This is a genomic window from Chitinophaga silvisoli (genome assembly GCF_003412465.1).
Taxonomy (GTDB): Bacteria; Bacteroidota; Bacteroidia; order Chitinophagales; family Chitinophagaceae; genus Chitinophaga; species Chitinophaga silvisoli.
Window position 1 is genome coordinate 34,635 of record NZ_QTJV01000008.1, and the last position, 17,858, is coordinate 52,492.

Annotated in this window: 11 protein-coding genes; 7 read left to right on the forward strand and 4 right to left on the reverse strand. The window is 46.1% G+C overall.

Translation table 11 applies throughout. The annotated features are described in order from the left end of the window. The first annotated feature begins 18 nt into the window (after positions 1-18). Positions 19-3,045, forward strand: a complete 3,027-nt coding sequence (locus DXN04_RS20640; protein ID WP_116855296.1) for an efflux RND transporter permease subunit — start codon at positions 19-21, stop codon at positions 3,043-3,045. 45 nt (positions 3,046-3,090) lie between these two features. Here the strand turns inward: DXN04_RS20640 and DXN04_RS20645 are convergent, their stop codons facing one another. After that, on the reverse strand, positions 3,091-3,855 hold the full coding sequence (locus tag DXN04_RS20645) for an SGNH/GDSL hydrolase family protein (RefSeq protein WP_116855297.1): 765 nt from the start codon (positions 3,853-3,855) through the stop codon (positions 3,091-3,093). Positions 3,856-4,881: 1,026 nt separating this feature from the next. Here DXN04_RS20645 and DXN04_RS20650 point away from each other — a divergent pair. Further along, positions 4,882-5,547: a response regulator transcription factor gene (locus tag DXN04_RS20650; RefSeq protein WP_116855298.1), complete on the forward strand. Its 666-nt coding sequence runs from the start codon at positions 4,882-4,884 to the stop codon at positions 5,545-5,547. A gap of 160 nt (positions 5,548-5,707) precedes the next feature. Here DXN04_RS20650 and DXN04_RS20655 read toward each other — a convergent pair whose 3' ends face one another. Both DXN04_RS20655 and DXN04_RS20660 read right to left on the reverse strand, forming a co-directional pair. After that, the gene (locus DXN04_RS20655; protein ID WP_116855299.1) at positions 5,708-6,874 is read right to left on the reverse strand and encodes a FecR family protein; all 1,167 of its coding nucleotides are present in this window, start codon (positions 6,872-6,874) and stop codon (positions 5,708-5,710) included. Between the two features lie 290 nt (positions 6,875-7,164). After that, the gene (locus tag DXN04_RS20660) at positions 7,165-9,435 is read right to left on the reverse strand and encodes a GH92 family glycosyl hydrolase (protein ID WP_233525645.1); all 2,271 of its coding nucleotides are present in this window, start codon (positions 9,433-9,435) and stop codon (positions 7,165-7,167) included. A 373-nt stretch (positions 9,436-9,808) separates the two neighbouring features. Between DXN04_RS20660 and DXN04_RS20665 the strand changes: the two genes are divergently transcribed. From DXN04_RS20665 to DXN04_RS20675, 3 genes are read left to right on the forward strand one after another with little or no spacing between them, the layout of a single operon-like run. Then, a complete protein-coding gene (locus tag DXN04_RS20665) occupies positions 9,809-12,985 on the forward strand; it encodes an OmpA family protein (protein WP_116855301.1) in 3,177 nt (1,058 codons plus the stop codon). Between the two features lie 2 nt (positions 12,986-12,987). Further along, complete coding sequence (locus tag DXN04_RS20670) at positions 12,988-13,563, forward strand: T9SS type A sorting domain-containing protein (RefSeq protein WP_116855302.1); 576 nt, start codon at positions 12,988-12,990, stop codon at positions 13,561-13,563. 23 nt (positions 13,564-13,586) lie between these two features. Continuing rightward, positions 13,587-14,042: a VOC family protein gene (locus tag DXN04_RS20675; RefSeq protein WP_116855493.1), complete on the forward strand. Its 456-nt coding sequence runs from the start codon at positions 13,587-13,589 to the stop codon at positions 14,040-14,042. 275 nt (positions 14,043-14,317) lie between these two features. Here the strand turns inward: DXN04_RS20675 and DXN04_RS20680 are convergent, their stop codons facing one another. Further along, complete coding sequence (locus tag DXN04_RS20680; protein WP_233525646.1) at positions 14,318-15,448, reverse strand: mechanosensitive ion channel family protein; 1,131 nt, start codon at positions 15,446-15,448, stop codon at positions 14,318-14,320. Between the two features lie 454 nt (positions 15,449-15,902). Between DXN04_RS20680 and DXN04_RS20685 the strand changes: the two genes are divergently transcribed. Together DXN04_RS20685 and DXN04_RS20690 are read left to right on the forward strand one after the other, a co-directional pair. Next, on the forward strand, positions 15,903-17,150 hold the full coding sequence (locus tag DXN04_RS20685) for a DEAD/DEAH box helicase (RefSeq protein WP_116855303.1): 1,248 nt from the start codon (positions 15,903-15,905) through the stop codon (positions 17,148-17,150). 195 nt (positions 17,151-17,345) lie between these two features. Further along, positions 17,346-17,831, forward strand: coding sequence for a response regulator (locus tag DXN04_RS20690; protein WP_158569094.1), 486 nt, complete (start codon positions 17,346-17,348; stop codon positions 17,829-17,831). Positions 17,832-17,858 lie beyond the last annotated feature (27 nt).

Genomic DNA, 17,858 nt, shown 5'->3' on the forward strand with positions numbered 1-17,858 from the left:
CCGTTTCAAATTCAGCACATGAAAATTTCAACATATGCGGTAAAGAATTACCAGTTCACCCTGGTCATCTTTATCATGATCATCACACTGGGCATCACGACCATCTTCAATATGCCCCGTTCCGAAGACCCGGAAATGCATGCCCCTACTTACTCGGTAGTGGTAGTTTACCCCGGTACCAGTCCAAAAGATATGGAAGACCTGGTCGTGGATCCACTGGAAAAAGAACTCTATGCACAGGAGAATGTAAAAAGACTTCGTACCTCTATCGGCGATGGGCTGGCCGTGATCAGGGTTGAATATAAATACAGCAGCGATGTGAATGAAAAGTACCAGGAAGTGCTGCGCGTGGTAAATGGTAAACGCGGGGAGCTGCCGGAAAATATACGCATTGACGTGATGCGCTTTCAACCCAGTGATGTGAACATTCTGCAACTGGGCCTGGTATCAGAAAATGCGCCGATGGATAAACTGCAATATTATGCAGAGAAACTACAGGATGAACTGGAACGCCTGAAAGAGCTGAAGAATGTAGAGATCCATGGAGTGCCTGACAGGCAGGTGCGCATTGAACTCCAGATGGAGAAGATTGCACAGATGGGCATCTCTGTCAATAGTGTGATCAGCAGTTTACAGGGTGAGATGGCTAATATACCTGGTGGTAGTATTGATGCCGGTAACCGTACTTACAACATCAAGAGTAGTGGCAGCTACAAATCCCTGGACGAGATCAGGAATACGGTGATCAATGTGAACAGCAATAAAAATATTTTCCTGAGAGATATTGCGAATGTATACTATGGATTTAACGATGAAACCTATGCTACCCGCCTGAATGCACACCGCTGCGTATTCCTGGTGGCTGCACAGAAAGAAGGTGAAAACATCAGTAAGACGGAGAAAGTGTATAGTCCGGTGATAGCGCAATTTAAGAAAACCCTGCCTGCGAATATAGACCTGGTGCAAAATTTTGACCAGGCAGAAAATGTAAACCGGCGACTGAGCGGATTGGGGGAAGACTTTATTATTGCGATCCTCCTGGTTGCTGTCACCCTGCTCCCACTGGGTTTCAGGCCGGCGCTGATCGTGATGATCTCTATACCATTGTCATTGTCCATCGGGATTATATTGCTGAATGTATTTGGGTATAACCTGAACCAGCTGAGCATCGTAGGTTTGGTGGTGGCCCTGGGTTTGCTGGTGGATGATAGTATTGTGGTGGTTGAGAACATAGAACGATGGATGCTGGAGGGGCATAACCGGATGGAAGCAACATTGAAGGCCACCAAACAGATTGGATTGGCAGTGATCGGGTGTACGGCCGCATTGATTATTGCATTTATGCCGCTGGTCTTTATGCCTGAAGGTTCTGGTGATTTCATCAGGGGTTTACCATTGGCGGTGATTTTTAGTGTTCTGGCCTCTATGCTTGTCTCCCTGACTATTATTCCATTCTTAAGCAGCAAGTTACTGAAAACGCATACAGGTCATCCGGATGGTAATATCTTTATGCGTGCCCTGAAACGTGTGATTCATGGAAGTTACAGTAAACTCCTGGATGCTGCGCTGAAGCGCCCTGTGATGACAGTAGCCGCCACCGTGATCATCTTTGGCGGAGCGATCTACCTTTTTAAAGTGATTGGATTTAGTTTATTCCCGGCTTCGGAGAAGCCCCAATTCCTGATCAATATTACAACACCGGCACAGTCGAACCTGCCCTATACGCATACCATTGCACTTGAAATAGAGAAGGTATTGAAGACGGAGAAAGATGTAGCGTATTTCTCTACGAACATAGGCAGGGGAAATCCCAGGGTGTATTACAACATCATCCAGGAGCACGAAAGGAGTGATTATGCGCAGATCTTTGTGCAGTTGAAACCCGAGACGGCTCCTGATAAAAAGCTGGAACTGATTGATAAGTTACGTAAGCAATGGACCCCGTATCCCGGTGCGAAGGTGGAGGTAAAGAACTTTGAGCAGGGTCCTGCATTACCGGCACCGGTGGAGATCAGGTTGTTCGGCGATAACCTGGATACCCTGAGAGAACTGGCAGGCCGTGCAGAAGAGCTGTTGAGAAAGACACCGGGCACTATATATGTAGACAATCCGGTGAAGTTACTGAAGAGTGATATCAGGGTGGTGATCAATAAGGAGAAGGCGCAGCAGCTGGGTGTACCGAGTCTGAATATAGACCGTACGGTAAGACTGGCGGTAGCGGGGCTCAACCTGGGGCACTATGCAGATAATAATGATAATGATTACGACATTTTGCTCACGAGAAATAAGACTGGCCGGCCTACGATGGATGTGTTTAATAGCCTGTATGTGAATGCGAATGACGGAAAGGCTATTCCACTGAGCCAGGTGGCGGATTTGAAGCTGGAGAATTCACCTATCAGTATCAGTCACCAGGAGAAAAGAAGAGTAGTATCTGTGACGGCTTTTGTGGACAAGGGTGTGTTGTTGGATAAGGTGCTGAATGATGTGATAGCGAAGATGGATGCGATGCCGAAACCGAGGGGCTATTCTTATGAGATGGGTGGAGAGATTGAGTCCAGGAAGGATTCGTTTGGAGATTTTACCAGTATTATCATCCTGACGGTGTTTATGTTTATAGCGGTGTTGATATTGGAGTTCAGGACGTTTAAGAGCACTTTTATCGTATTGTCCGTGATCCCGCTGGGGGTCGTTGGTGCGGCCGTGGCGTTGTGGATGACGGGGAATACTTTGTCTTTTGTGGCGATCATCGGGATGATTGCGCTGGCAGGGATTGAGGTGAAGAATACGATCCTGCTGGTAGACTTTACGAACCAGCTGCGGGAGCAGGGAAAATCGCTGGATGAGGCGATCCGTGAGGCGGGTGAGATCAGGTTTCTGCCGATAGTGCTGACATCGCTGACGGCGATTGGTGGCTTGATTCCGATTGCGGTGAGTACGAATCCATTGATTGCGCCGCTGGCGATTGTGTTGATTGGCGGGTTGATTAGTTCGACGTTGTTGTCGAGGATTGTGACACCGGTGGTGTATAAGTTAATGTATTAAATGATTGAAGGCCCTTCGTATGAGGGGCCTTCAATCATTTAAAAACTATTTTACGGCTTCCAGCCAACTGCTGGCCATCAGCTCCGCCCCGGCCAGGCTGGGGTGTACCCCATCCCCTGTCCAATAGCTTCCCGGGGCAGACTTCTGCGCTTTATCAATAATGTCCTGATACGGAATAAATACCGCCTCATACTTGCCGGCTATCTCTCTGGCAGCTGCACGATAATCATTAAAAGCCGGGAACCATTTATCATCCACCGCTTTCACATGGTTTACAGCAAAAGGCTCCCCTATGATCAGCTGTACATTTGGTAATTTCTGCTTCGTACGATCCAGGAGGGCTGTAAAGTCATCTTTATAGGTCTTAATGGTGCCGGTATACCCGCCTGTCAGGGTATGCCAGTAGTCATTAACACCAATGAGAATACTGAGTACATCCGGCTGCAGGTTCAGGCAGTCGGCATCCCAGCGTTCTGCCAGCTGGTAAACTTTATTGCCGCTGATGCCCCTGTTGTAGATCTTCAGGTTACGATCAGGAAATTGTTTCAGGAGGGCGGCAGCAGCCAGAAATGCGTACCCGGTACCCAATGCACCGCCATGGTTTGCTTCCGCCTGATCTCTTTTACGGCCGGCATCGGTGATTGAATCGCCCTGGAACAGGATAACGGCATCCTTTTTCAGGGTGATTTTTTTGGCTCTTTCACTATGAGCAGCGGCAAAGGACATATCAGGGAGTGCGGCTACCGCCAGGGTTCCAAGTGATAAGTTACGGAGAAACTTTCTCCGGGGAGAATGAGTGGATTGTTCCATGGAATTTTTAAGTTAATAGTATATACATTGCAGTTAGAAGGGTCTGAGGACCTGTGGAATAAAACTAAGGAATTATTTAAATAAAAGGAAACGGGGAGTAGGAATGGTAAGGGGCGGGTAGGGAAAAAACAACCCTGGCCAGGGAAAATGCCTTTGGGTACTACTAAAAATGCCGCCCAGGAATGGGCGGCAAGCTAGTTATCTATCCTATGAAAACCTGTGTATTAATATCTTTGCTTATTAATTTTTAAGCGCGGGGTTACACAGTACTATGCAGAGCCTGGTATAAAGGGGAATAGGGCATTTCGCCTTTCATTCCCAAATCTGCCGCAGTTGCCTTGGTACCAAATACACATACCAAGGCTTTGCGAGAGTTTGGCTTTATTATGGATATGGCTCTCCGGTTACAATGCCTGTCATATTCCATCTCTTTCACTTTAATATCCTTTCCCGGAAATTAAACCAATGATATAAGACATAAATTTTATACCTTATTGATATTAATTTTTACACTGAATATAACTAGTTTTAAATGCGTTATGCATTTGCTGCTGTAAAGATGGCTAATGTTGGCGGCACGACTATATTTATTGGCATGCTTTTTTATAAAATGAGTAAGGACACACATATTTCTAGGTGCTAACACTTATTTTAAGCGCCGGCCACAGCTGAACACGCAAAAGGGGCGGTTATTTGACGCATATTTACGTGCAGGTCAGCCGTTGGAACCCACACCTATCTTCTTGAAAAACCCCACAAGGAAAAAGACATTATTATTAGACTAAAAAAAAATGAGTATGGTCATTAGTACATTACCTGCAACTTTGGAGAAAGGAACCAACAATCATTCATCGCTTTCACCAATCAGAGAGGGAAATTTTATTCAATTCAAAAGTGGTATCTGTCAGTCCCATTAAACCACGTCAGCAGGAGATATGCGTTCTTATGAGAACTAGCGAACACACAGGCCGGATGCAGAGAACACAGGCCTAACGAGAACGTATAAACCAGCTCAAACCAAATTGAATGAAAGCACCGATCTATAAAATTTTACTTTTAGAGGAAGACACTGCTTTAATCCGTAAAATCCAGCAGCTGCTAACCCTACACAACTACGACCTGATTACCAGTACGACTCCTGAAGAAGGGATGTACATGAGCCGTCAGTTTAAACCAGACCTCATAGTATGTGGCGTGAAACTGAGAGGTGGCAGTGGCTACCATTTTCTCATGGAACTGCGAAATGACCCCACACTGCAGCATCTGCCCTTAATTCTGATCAGTGGCAAAGAAGGTAAGGAAGACATGCGCATGGGCATGAACCTGGGCGCAGACGATTTTCTGACCAAGCCTTTTAAGAGCAAGGAATTGCTCATGAGCATCAAATCGAGGATCACAAGGTTTACGGTTTTCAACCTGCAACAGCGGGAGAAGAAGCACACGACTATTGTGTCTATGCCTGTAGTTGCCCCGGAGATACACAGCAAACTGAGTAAAACAGAACTGCGCATTATGCAGATGATCGCAGAAGGATTGAGCACTAAAGAGATTGCACAGGCACTCAACATCAGTATTAAGACAGTGGAAAATCACCGACACAACATCTCCAAAAAGCTGAACCTGACAGGGCATAATTCCCTGATCAAGTATGCTATCCGTAATCTGCAACAGCAATACCGGATCCTGAGTTAGTGCGAAGGGTATTGATTCAATTTGCATTTATTCCAAAAAAAATCAGCCGATCTTTCATGCATGCGGCATTAAAGATCGGCGATCAAAAAAGTGGCTTAAATAAGCAGGTATGAGTGAGTACCTTTTATTTTAACTGAATCTATAATTGTCTGGCAAACAATTATTTCTTCAGTTTCAGGTGCAATACGTCTTTGTCGTAGTAATGATCTACATCTCCAATGATCTGTAGTGTTTCAAGGAAGTAATCGAGGGTCTGTGCTTTTTCCAGTCCGCCGGTAAATTTCTTGCCAGCGAGGGAAGGGTCGTCGAACACCACTTTCACACCATACCAACGCTCTATAACAGCAGCGATATGTTCTAAAGATGTGTTGTGGAAGACATAAAGGCCCCGCATCCATGCCAATACTTCGTCAGTGTCGAAATTGTCTACGCTGACCTTGTTGCCGGCAGTAAATGCGACTTCCTGGCCGGGTTTCAGGGTTACTTCCTTGTCACCGGATTTTGTCAGCACCTTCCCCGTCACCAGGGAGGTAGTGGTCACGTCTTTGTTGTATGCATTGACATTGAAGCTGGTACCGAGTACGGTAATGTCAGTATGTGCAGTGTGTACGATGAATGGCTGTCCATCTTTCTTTGCTACATTGAAGTAGCCCTCGCCTTCCAGGTAGACTTCTCTTTTATCGCCATTAAAGGCAAAGGGGAAGCGGAGTCTGGAGGTGGCATTCAGCCACACTTCAGTACCGTCTGAGAGGGCGAGTTTATAATCCATTTTGGGGGGCACCGTCAGGGTATTGAAGCCCTCTCCCATTTTTGCATTGGCGGAATATTGTAATTGTTTGGCACCGGCGCTGAGCTGTACGTCGCCCGCAGCGATTTGCTGACTGGGTTGATTGTATGGCAGGGCTACGGTCGTACCATTGGCCAGCTGCAGTTGCAAGCCGGGTGCCCGATTGCCCGTATTGGTAGTGGCCAGTGGCAGCGGGGCATCTTTTTCCCAGATCCCGGAACGCCAGATGACACTGATGGCCAGGGCTGCCAGTACTATAATGGCTGCTGCCATCATCAGGGTGCGGTTCATCTTTACCCTGCGGGAACGTATGGTGAGTTGGCTTTTGACATTGTTCCAGGCGGCGTTTTCATCAATTTGCTGCCAGAAAGCGTCTTCTCCGGGAGTGATGTAACTATGCCGCAGGGCCTGCCACATCAGGGCAATCTCTTCGTGAGTGTCGATGAGACTAACTACCCAGGCATCATCTGCTTCGCTGATTGTACCGTTTCGTTTTTCCAACAGGAGCTGGTAAATATGCTCGTGGTTCTCGATCATCATATAATTCCTTGTTAAATAAGACGGTTGGCTTCCGCACGTGAATTTCTACTGCAATCTATTGCATCGAAGCTACGTTTATCTGTTTGATAATTAAGTTAACTACCAGTTAATGATTTGAGATAACAAGTTGTTTTTCTTACGCTTATTCAAATGCACTCCATACTATTTTCTCAAATTTGAGTATTATTTTAACAAAATAATTGTGATTCCTTTGCTTTAATAATACCCGGAAATGAAAAAGTCGCTCCTGCCAGGTGGCAAAAGCGACTTTCAAATCAGAAGTATAAAAACTAGTATTTAGAATCCGGACGGTTTTCAGGTGCCTTACCGAAATCATAATTAGGCTTTGGGCCCATTGTGATTTTCAAAACGCCCCCTTTCACTATATCTGCATGGCGGATATAGCTGTTCTTATATGCTTTACCATTCAGCGTAACACTTTGGATATAAATATTCTCAGCGCTGTTATGGATCGTCTGCACGGTAAAAGTTTTACCAGCGGCCAGTTTCAGTACGGCTTTGTCAAACAGGGGGCTACCCAGTACATAAATCCCTTTTGCGGGATTTACGGGATAGAAACCCAGGGAAGACATCACATACCAGGAGGACATAGCACCGCAATCTTCATTACCAGCCAGGCCTTCCGGCGTAGTGGTATAGAATTCATTAATAACCTGTCTTACTTTTTCAGCTGTCTTCCATTGCTTGCCAGCGTAAGTGTAGAGGTAAGTCACGTGGTGGCTTGGCTCATTTCCATGGGCATACATACCGATCAGACCAGAGATGTCGCTGCTTGCTTTATCACCCATGTCACCTTTTGCAGTGAAGAGGCTATCCAGTTTTAATGTAAACGGTTCATCGCCTCCCAGCAGTTTAATTAAGCCTTCCGGGTCCTGGGGTACCAGCCAGGTATACTGCCAGGCATTACCTTCTGTAAAGTCACCGAATTCATGGATAGAATTGAAGGGATCGAAAGGAGATTTCCAGCTACCGTCATCCATTCTTGGACGCACAAAGCGCACGGACGGGTCAAAGTAGTTCTTATAGAAAGCAGCTCTTTTAGAGAAGTATTCGAAATCTTCCGTACGGCCCAGTTTCTTTGCCATTGCTGCGATACACCAGTCATCGATCGCATATTCCATCGCTTTGGATACGGATTCTTTCTCATGTTCTGAGGAGATATAGCCTTTTGCCTTGATATCCTTCATACCATAATCATCCCTGGTAGCGGAGGCTTTCATGGCTTCGAAGGCTTCGTTCGGGTCAAAACCAGTGTATCCCTTCAGGTAAGCATCTGCAATGAAAGGCACGGCATGATAACCCACCATACAATCAGTTTCATTGCCTGCCAGGTGCCATACGGGCAGTTTGCCCTGTTGCCTGTAGATAGCCAGCATGGTATTGACAAAACTACTTACACGCTCAGGCTGCAGCAATGTATACATTGGCATATCTGAACGGTAGATGTCCCAGAGAGAGAAGACGGTGTAGTTGTTAAAGCCGGGATTGGCATATTCTTTCTTGTCTGTACCACGGTAGGCACCATTGTGATCATTGAACAATGAAGGCGCGATCATGGTATGATATAATGAAGTATAGAAGATTGTCTTGGCGGAGTCGTTCCTGGTGCTCAGGCTCACTTTAGACAGTTCTGTATTCCATTTTTCAGTAGCGGCCTTGTTGACCGTTGCGAAATCCCATCCTGGAATTTCTGCTTTGATATTCTCCAGGGCATTTTCGCTGCTTACAGGTGAGATGCCTACTTTCAGCAGGACGGTGCCGGGTGCTTTATCAAAGGTAATCACCCCTTTCACCTGTTGGCCTTTGAGAGCGGTGCCTTTCTGCAGGTCATTGCCATCGTACACGCTAAAGTTCTTCAGCGGCACATTACTTTTGATGGCGAACCAGAGGCGCTGGTCTACAGCCCATCCTTTCGAATAGCGGTAACCTTCCAGGGTATAATCATCTTTTTTGGAAATGTAGGTTTCAACGGGTGCGTCCCAGCCGATACCTTCTTTCAGGTCTACAATGATATGCCCTTCCTGGTTGGCAGGGAAGGTATATTTATGAAAACCTACTCTTTCAGAAGCGGTCAGTTCTACCTTGATCTTGTAATCTTCCAGGGTTACAGCGTAGTAGCCTGGTTTGGCAGTTTCATGTGCGTGTGTGTAATGCGAGCCATAACCGCTGGTTGGATCTTCCTGTGTCCCGTGGTTCGTACGTACCTTACCGGTATAGGGCATGATCAGTACATCTCCCAGGTCACCGATACCGGTACCGCTAAGGTGTGTCTGCGAAAAGCCGATCAATACGCTGTCGGAATAGTGGTAGCCGGAGCACCAATCCCAACCTTTTACAATATTGTTTGGGCCGACCTGTACTGCACCGAAAGGTACGTTTGCCCCAACAAATACGTGCCCGTGGCCGCCCGATCCGATGTATGGATCCACATAATCCACTGGTTTGTAAACTTTAGTGCCTGTAACACCTGTCTTTTTTGATTGACCGTTTAATTGAATGCCGGTAGCCAGCAATGCTGCTGCCAACATTGGGTAATGCATGAGTCCCAATTTCATATCTCGAAATCCTTTAGAATTCCCAAGATACGTTGCTCCTATCAGAAAGTAAAGCCCGGTGAAAATGACATCAGTCAGGGTTAATATGTTACAAATAAATGATATTCAGGCAATCCATTAGGGCTACTTACTATTTCCGATAATTTAATAATCGGCTAAAATCCTTGACCATCAAGAAATACGGTCCCTGAATTCGGCCATTTTTACATACATCCGGGGATAAAGGCTGCAAAAAAGACACTTTCGCGGGGTATTTTAAAATATTAATACTATCTTTACTATATTTAAGTTAATATATAATAATATCTTTTAAATTGAGATATTCTATATTTTTAGCGCAGGCCAAATATCCTATGAGATGAAAGCAATTTTACTCATTTTACTTCCTTTATTATTGTGTGTAAGCAGTGTAAACGCCCAAATTCCTAATACGGGTATTACGGGTTTACAGGGTATGAACTATCAGGCGGTACTGAGAAAGACCAGTACGCAGGGTGTAGCAGCGAACCAATCTGTACTGATTAAGTTCTCTATTTCCGCTCAATCTGGTGGTACTCCTGTATACGAGGAGGTACAGTCTACTGTAAGTTCCCAGCAGGGTATTATTTCTGCTGTAATAGGTAAGGGAACGGTTGTGACCGGGTCATGGAGTGCAATACCCTGGAGCAGTGGCTATGTTTGGTTGCAGGCTTATGCGGATATGACGCAGACGGGTGCTTACGAGGTAATTGGTAACCCTGTACAGATGTTTGCCGTACCCTATGCCATGTATGCAGCGAATGGCGGAGGCAGTGGCTCCGGCGGTACAGGAACAGGAACCGGCACCGGCATCAGCTGGAAAGGTACGCTGACAACGGCACCTGTCACTGCTATCACGGGTGATGCTTATTATAATAGTACTGACAAAAAATCTTATATCTACGATAGTCTGGGGGTATGGCAGATCATGACACAGGATGGTTATGGTATTAGCTGGCTGGGGGAGTTTACGACTGATCCTGCTACCCCGGTTCAGAACCAGGCTTATTACAATTCTGCCGACAGGAAGTCCTATATTTTTGATGGTACTGCATGGCAGATTATGAGCCAGGATGGAAGCGGGATGACCTGGCTGGGCCAGTTTACGACCGATCCTGTTGGTCCTTCTGTAAACCAGGCTTATTATAACATGACGGACAGGAAGTCTTATATCTATGATGGTACTGCATGGCAGATCATGGCCCAGGATGGTAATACGCTTGTGTGGCTGGGAACACTTACTACTGCTCCTGCGACTCCTGCTGTTAATGACGCTTATTACAATTCTACTGATAAAAAATCTTATATCTACGATGGCACTGCATGGCAGGTCATGGCACAGGATGGTAATATGCTTAAGTGGCTGGGAACACTTACTACTGCTCCTGCGACTCCTGCTGTTAATGACGCTTATTATAATTCTACTGATAAAAAATCTTACATCTACGATGGCACTGCATGGCAGGTGCTCACGGAAGATGGTTTGCAGGGTGTAGGTATATCCTGGTTAGGCTCTTTTGCTACTGCACCGGCCACGCCTACCCTGAACCAGGCTTATTACAATACCACTGACCGTGCTGCCTATATTTATGATGGCACAGCATGGCAGATCCTGGCAGAAGGTGGTACCGGCTGGACATTGAAGACGCTGGATTACGAAACTTCCGGTCTCCTGGGTCTTGCTACTACAGCCAGTCCGGATACACTGAAAGCGACGAAGAAGGTATGGTTGACGACAGGTAATACAGGAACGAACAGTAACTCTGAATTCATTGGTACCCTGGATACAGCTGCTTTTGCTATCAAAACAAATGGTAATGGTACACAACAGGAAAGAATGCACTTTACCAAGACTGCGAGGATCTTTGTGAATGGTAGTGCGGATACAGCATCTTCCCAGGGGCAGGCGGTATTTACGGTATTTGGTGGAGGTGCACCGCTGGCACTGAATCCAAGTGAACCAAGTACTGACCACGCGATTAACGGTTATAACTCTAACAGTACTGCTGCTATCTATGGCCGTAACTATAGTAATGGTTATGGTATACAGGGGGTATCATCCGCAGGTGCCGGCGTATACGGCTGGTCCAACACGAAGAGTTCATTGCCGATAAAAGGTGAAAACTACTCCAGTTCAGGGGGCTACGGGATCTTTGGATCTTCCCGCTCTCCCTATTTATATAATGGCGCGAGCTACGGTGCAGGTGTGATTGGCTGGTCCCAGAGTACATCGGGTATTGGTTTGATGGGAATCGGGAACAACCTGGATTATACAAATGGCAGCCTGTTGCAGGGCCCTACAAACGGTGCAGGTGTACTAGGCAACGGTCTGAACTACGGTGTGGTAGGTATTGGAGGGGTTTCCAATACTACGCTGGGGGTGGGTGTAGCAGGTGGTGGTAATAATATGCCTGTCGTTGCGCCTGCTTCAGGTGGTGCGGGTGTATCAGGTGTAGGCTATATTGGTGTAACGGGTTATGGTAAGAGTACCGGTAACTCTGGTGGTGATGCCGGTCGCTGGGGCGCTTATTTTGAAAGCCGTTATAACAGTACGCCGATCGGTTATATTTATATAGCGGGTCAGTCCACTGCAGGTACCTTTGTTGGTTTTGCCACAACAGGTACGAAGTCCACCATTGTAAAAGATGAAACAGGTACAGGCAGAATGCTGTATTGTCCGGAGGCACCGGAAGTGCTGTTCCAGGACTATGGTACTGGTGAACTGACAGATGGTAAGGCGCACATTGATCTCGATAAATTATTGACCCAGCATATTCGTGTAGATGCAAAGCACCCGCTGAAGGTCTTTATCCAGCTGGAAGGCGATTGTAATGGTGTATTTGTGACTAACAAATCAGCGAGTGGGTTTGATGTAAAGGAATTACAAAATGGTAAATCAAATGTTGCTTTCACCTGGCAGATTGTGGCCAGCAGGGCGGATGAAGTGAGTGCTACGGGCAGTCAGCTGAATTACTCAGATCAGCGCTTTGCAGTAGCGCCGGGCGCGCTGCCAACGATCGAAGATGTAAGGCCAGGAGTTGATTCTGCAATAGCAGCGGAAGATGCGGCAGCGGCGGCAGCGGCAGCCAAGGCTGATGCAAGAGAAGCTGCGGAGGCGAAAGTAGCAGCAGGAAAAAAAGTGGCACTGAAGACAGCAGAAGCCACCATTGTAAACAAAGCATTTTCCAACCTCCAGTTCGCAAGTGCGAAAGCAGAGATAGCTAAAAGTTCATTGTCATCCATGGACAAGCTGGCTACGCTGCTGAAGACTCATCCTGAATGGCATGTGACACTGAGCGGTCATACAGACAACGAGGGAACCCCGGCATTTAACCAGACACTTTCAGAAAAAAGAAGCGAAGCGGTAAAGACCTACCTGACCTCAAAAGGAGTGATTGCAGATCATATCACGACTATCGGTTACGGACAAACTAAACCCCTGAGCACAGAAAATACCCAGGTTGCCAAAGAGAAGAACCGACGCGTAGAAATCGCAATTTATTCAGAAAGACCTTAGGAATGATAAATCTGAGAAGAACCATATTTGCAGGCCTGCTAATGACTGCCATGATGATGGTAGCGGGGCTGTCGTATGGGCAGACAGCTACGGATACGACCCCTGTAACAACCGTCAACTGGCAGACCAAGCAATATACGATCAGTTCTGCCGGAGAGGCTTTGCTGGTCCAGGGTGCTTTTTACATTGCTTACAATATAGGTGAGCCTATCATTTTTGCAGATAGTAGTCTGAACTATGCACTCTGGTTTGGTTTTGAACAACCATTGGGCGATACGATTGCTTACAAGAAGGATGATATGACGATTTATCCCAATCCTGCCTATACGAGTACAGCCACAGTGAAGTATGTGATGAGTGATGGCAACGGGAGTTCGGGGATTTCGAAGATTGATATCAGGATTGTGAATCTGTCTGGTCAGCTGATGTTTACAGATTCGCAGACGGTGGATGAAAAGGAAAGTATTTTTGTTTACCAGTTTGATACAGAAAAATACAACCCAGGTATATATGTAGTCACCCTGTTTATGGATACAGGGATCAAAGCCAGCCGAAAATTTGTACGAGTGAGATTATAAAGAATATGCCTTATCTTAAAGGTATGAAAAAGATAATTCCACTCTGCCTGCTGGCAATTGTTATGATGACCCGTATTCGCGCCATTGCCCAAGAAAAAAGCCCGGTACTGAACCATATCGCTGTATATGTATATGATCTTGAAAAAACCACTGCATTCTATCGGGATATACTCCGGATAGATACGATTCCAGAACCTTTTCATGACGGTAAACATTCCTGGTTTAAGATCGGCGAGCATAGCCAGCTACACCTGATTCGGGGAGCTGCGGCGGTGACTGTGCATGATAAAAACGGGCATTTGTGTTTTAGTGTGCCGGATATGGCGGCTTTTGTAGGCAGGTTGCATGCGAATAAGATTCCGTTTGAGAGCTGGCAGGGTGTGGCGGATACACCGACTAAGCGGGTGGATGGTGTGCAGCAGGTGTATTTTAAGGATCCGGAGGGGAACTGGATAGAGGTGAATGATGATAAGTATTGAGGGGGTGTTGGTTTTATTGAGGGAGTTGGTTTTATTGAGGAGAGTTGGTTTTATTGAGGGAGAGTTGGTTTTATGAGGGAGAGTTGGTTTTATGAGGGAGAGTTGGTTTTATGAGGGAGAGTTGGTTTTATGAGGGAGAGTTTTCTATTGAGGGAGGATTGGTTTTGGGAAAAGGGAATTGATGGAAGCCTGAGTAGGACTCAGGCTTATTGGAGAGTTGGTTACGCAGGCTTGTTCAGGGATTAATTTCCCAGAATTGTTCCGCAGTTGGTTACTCAGGCTTGTCCGGGAATTTCGAAGGGGTTGATATCGTTCTTTTGTTTGACACCTTCTTCCAGCACAGCGCGTGTTTTAGGCAGGCAATAAGGATGATTGTCCCGCAGGAAAACAAGCATCTTTTCCCTGATATCACAACGGAGATCAAAGGCCTTCCCTGAACTGTTGGCACTTACCAGGAAGCGGACTTCAATCACCCGGTCTTTAATATCAGTCACCTGTACGGCCTTCACTCTTCTATCCCATAGCGGATGGGTTTTGAGAATCCTGTCAAACTCCTCCCGCATGGCATCGAAAGGTGCAGTATGATCCAGGTATAGAAAAGCGGTGCCAAGGATGGCGGAACCTGTGCGGGTCCAGTTCTGGAAAGGCTTTTCAATAAAATAATTAATGGGCAGAATCAGTTTACGCTGGTCCCAGATCCCGAGTACGACGTAGGTAAGGGTAATCTCTTCTACCCTGCCCCACTCCCCTTCCACGACCAGTACATCGTCGATACGAATGGGTTGCGTAAAAGCGATCTGCATGCCGGCGAGAAAATTGGACAGGGAACGTTGGGCGGCAAAACCGATGATGATACCGCTGACCCCTACACCGGTGAGTAAACCGGCACCGATCTTCCGGAGATTGTCGAAACTGAGTAGTACTGCACAAAGTGTGAGAACTAAAATGGTGCTAACGGCGAATTTACGGACGAACTGTAATTGGGTCCTTAATTTACGCTCGCGGAGATTGTCTTCCTTACTCAGATCGTAGCTGTGGTACATATAGTCTTCAAAGACTTTGACCAGGCCGGTGAGTGTAAATCCGAAGGCAATGATGAGGCAGATTTCAGCTGTTTTATTGAGGAAGTTCATGGGTTTCCGGGAGAGCTCCATGAAAGGAAGAACCATATTAAAAACCAGCAATGGTAGCAAATAATTCACAGCCAGGCCCAGGCGGTTAAGGATGGAACGGATTAAAGAATAGCTGGTATTTTTCCTTGTCGTCAGGCGAAGAATAAATGCCAATAAGTATTTGATAATCAGCCCAGTAATGAGTGCCGAGGCACCCAGCAAAATATTCCATAAAAATGGAGGCAGGTTAAGGTTTCTCTGTAAAACATCGAGCATGGTCACGTAGTTTGTCATGAAAAGCCTAATTTCCCGCAAAGAACATACCGGGATGAGCCGGGATAGCCGGGCCAATTTAGGTGCTTATAATCTGAGGTAGCCGTTCATACCGGGATGAGCCGGGATATTCGGGTCAATTTTGGTGCTTATAATCTGAGGTAGCCGTTCATACCGGGATGAGCCGGGATATTCGGGCCAATTTTAGTGCTTATAATCTGAGGTAGCCTTTCATACCGGGACGAGCCGGGATCTTCGGGTCAATTTAGGTGCTTATAATCTGAAGTAGCCTTTCATACCGGGACGAGCCGGGATATTCGGGCCAATTTTTGGTGCTTAACCTGAGGTAGCCTTTCATACCGGGATGAGCCGGGATATTCGGGTCAATTTTGGTGCTTATAACCTGAGGTAGCCGTTTTTGGCCGGATTGTGCTATCTTTAAGAAATATTTAATTATTTTAAACAGTACATCGCTTTGTATTTTGATGAATTTGACCTGGATGACAGGGTACTAGACGGAATTGACGCAATGGGATATACCACAGCAACGCCTGTACAGGAAAAAGTTATACCCCCCATAATTGCCGGTAAGGATATCCTTGCCTGCGCACAAACAGGCACTGGTAAAACTGCCGCTTTCCTGCTCCCCATTATTCATAGGCTCCTTACCGAGCATCACGATAACCATAAGATCAATTCCCTGATTATTGTTCCTACCAGAGAACTGGCGGTACAGATCGCGCAGACGCTGGAAGGGATGTCATATTTTACCAATATCAGCTCTATTGCTGTGTATGGAGGTAGTAATGGTGCATTGTTCTCCGCCGAAAAGAAGGCTTTGACTTCCGGGGTAGACATGGTGATTTGTACGCCTGGTCGTATGATTGCGCACCTGAACATGGGGTATGTGAAACTGGATGCAGTAAAATACCTGGTTTTGGATGAAGCTGACCGTATGCTGGACATGGGTTTTAGTGATGACATCATTAAGATCACCTCTTTCCTGCCCAGGCAGCGACAGAACCTGTTGTTTTCTGCAACTATGCCAGATAAGATCCGCAAATTGGCTTTGAAGATCCTGCATCAGCCGGAGGAGATCAATATTGCGATTTCCAAACCACCGGAGAAGATCGTGCAGGAAGCTTTCGTGGTGTATGAAGAGCAGAAACCTGCCCTGATCAAGGCTTTGCTGAAGCAGAAACAGTTTGAGAATATCATTATCTTCTGTTCCAGAAAGCAGAATGTGAAGCAGCTGACGTATGAGTTGCAGAAGGCTAAGTTTACAGTAGAACAGATTCACTCAGACCTGGAGCAGGATAAGAGAGAGCAGGTACTGATGGATTTTAAGTCGAAGAAGCTGAAGATCCTGGTGGCAACGGATATTTTGAGCAGGGGCATCGATATTGAAGATATCAACCTGGTGATCAATTATGATGTGCCGAATGATGCGGAGGATTATATTCATAGGATCGGACGTACGGCAAGGGCTGCTACGGATGGTACAGCTTATACTATTATATCAGAGAAGGAGCAACGCAAGTTTGCCAGGATTGAGGAAGTACTGGGTAAATCAGTGACGAAAGCAGTGGTGCCTGAGGAATTGGGCCCGGTACCGGAGTATACGGCGAAGCCCGGAGGTGGTGGAAAGAAGCGGCCTGGAGGGTATAAGCACAGAAATAATAATAACAATAATAAGAGTAAGTATAGTAATAATAAGCGCTAGGCTTAATGACAAGATATAGGGAAAGGCCCTGGTCAGACGACCAGGGCCTTCTTTTTTTTCCATTTTTTGGAAAAACTTCTAAAATAGAGACCTTTTTCAGGGTGTGCCAATTTACAAATCCGCCACCATGGCCGCTTTCAGCCGTGCCATTTTTTTGGTCTCAAAATGGTTTCTACTAAATCAAACGGCAACAAAATGGCAACAAAAACAGACAGCAAAATATACGTCGTAGATGATGATCCATTTTACCTGGCGACTTACGATAAGCATCTGAGAGCACAGGGTTATACCAACATCTCCTGTTTTCTTTCAGGTAAGGATTTCCTGGAGCAGCTGGCAGATGAGCCTGAGATTGTAATCCTGGATCATGACCTTGGTGATATGACTGGCCTGGATGTGCTGAAAGAAATCAAACGGTTCAACACTAACATCTTTGTCATCTTTGCCAGTGCAAGACAGCAGCCCGACATCGCGACTGCTTCCCTGAAAAACGGTGCATTTGATTACATTATGAAGGACGATAATGTCCTGGAGCATATTACCTCTACCCTTAGCAAGCTGTTCGTAGTGCAGGATTACCTGAAGAAGAAAAAACGTAATAACCGCTTCTTCTTTTTCTTTAGCCTGATTGTAGCGACACTAATGATAGTAAGCTTTCTTCACGACATGTTAAGTCATTAATACTATGTTCTATTTAACTACCTAACC

What these genes read in the sequence shown, in the direction of transcription:
- DXN04_RS20640 (WP_116855296.1), top strand. Translation starts at nt 19, where the DNA reads ATGAAAATTTCAACATATGCGGTAAAGAATTACCAGTTCACCCTGGTC.
- DXN04_RS20645 (WP_116855297.1), bottom strand. Translation starts at nt 3,855, where the DNA reads ATGGAACAATCCACTCATTCTCCCCGGAGAAAGTTTCTCCGTAACTTA.
- DXN04_RS20650 (WP_116855298.1), top strand. Translation starts at nt 4,882, where the DNA reads ATGAAAGCACCGATCTATAAAATTTTACTTTTAGAGGAAGACACTGCT.
- DXN04_RS20655 (WP_116855299.1), bottom strand. Translation starts at nt 6,874, where the DNA reads ATGATGATCGAGAACCACGAGCATATTTACCAGCTCCTGTTGGAAAAA.
- DXN04_RS20660 (WP_233525645.1), bottom strand. Translation starts at nt 9,435, where the DNA reads ATGCATTACCCAATGTTGGCAGCAGCATTGCTGGCTACCGGCATTCAA.
- DXN04_RS20665 (WP_116855301.1), top strand. Translation starts at nt 9,809, where the DNA reads ATGAAAGCAATTTTACTCATTTTACTTCCTTTATTATTGTGTGTAAGC.
- DXN04_RS20670 (WP_116855302.1), top strand. Translation starts at nt 12,988, where the DNA reads ATGATAAATCTGAGAAGAACCATATTTGCAGGCCTGCTAATGACTGCC.
- DXN04_RS20675 (WP_116855493.1), top strand. Translation starts at nt 13,587, where the DNA reads ATGAAAAAGATAATTCCACTCTGCCTGCTGGCAATTGTTATGATGACC.
- DXN04_RS20680 (WP_233525646.1), bottom strand. Translation starts at nt 15,448, where the DNA reads ATGACAAACTACGTGACCATGCTCGATGTTTTACAGAGAAACCTTAAC.
- DXN04_RS20690 (WP_158569094.1), top strand. Translation starts at nt 17,346, where the DNA reads ATGGCAACAAAAACAGACAGCAAAATATACGTCGTAGATGATGATCCA.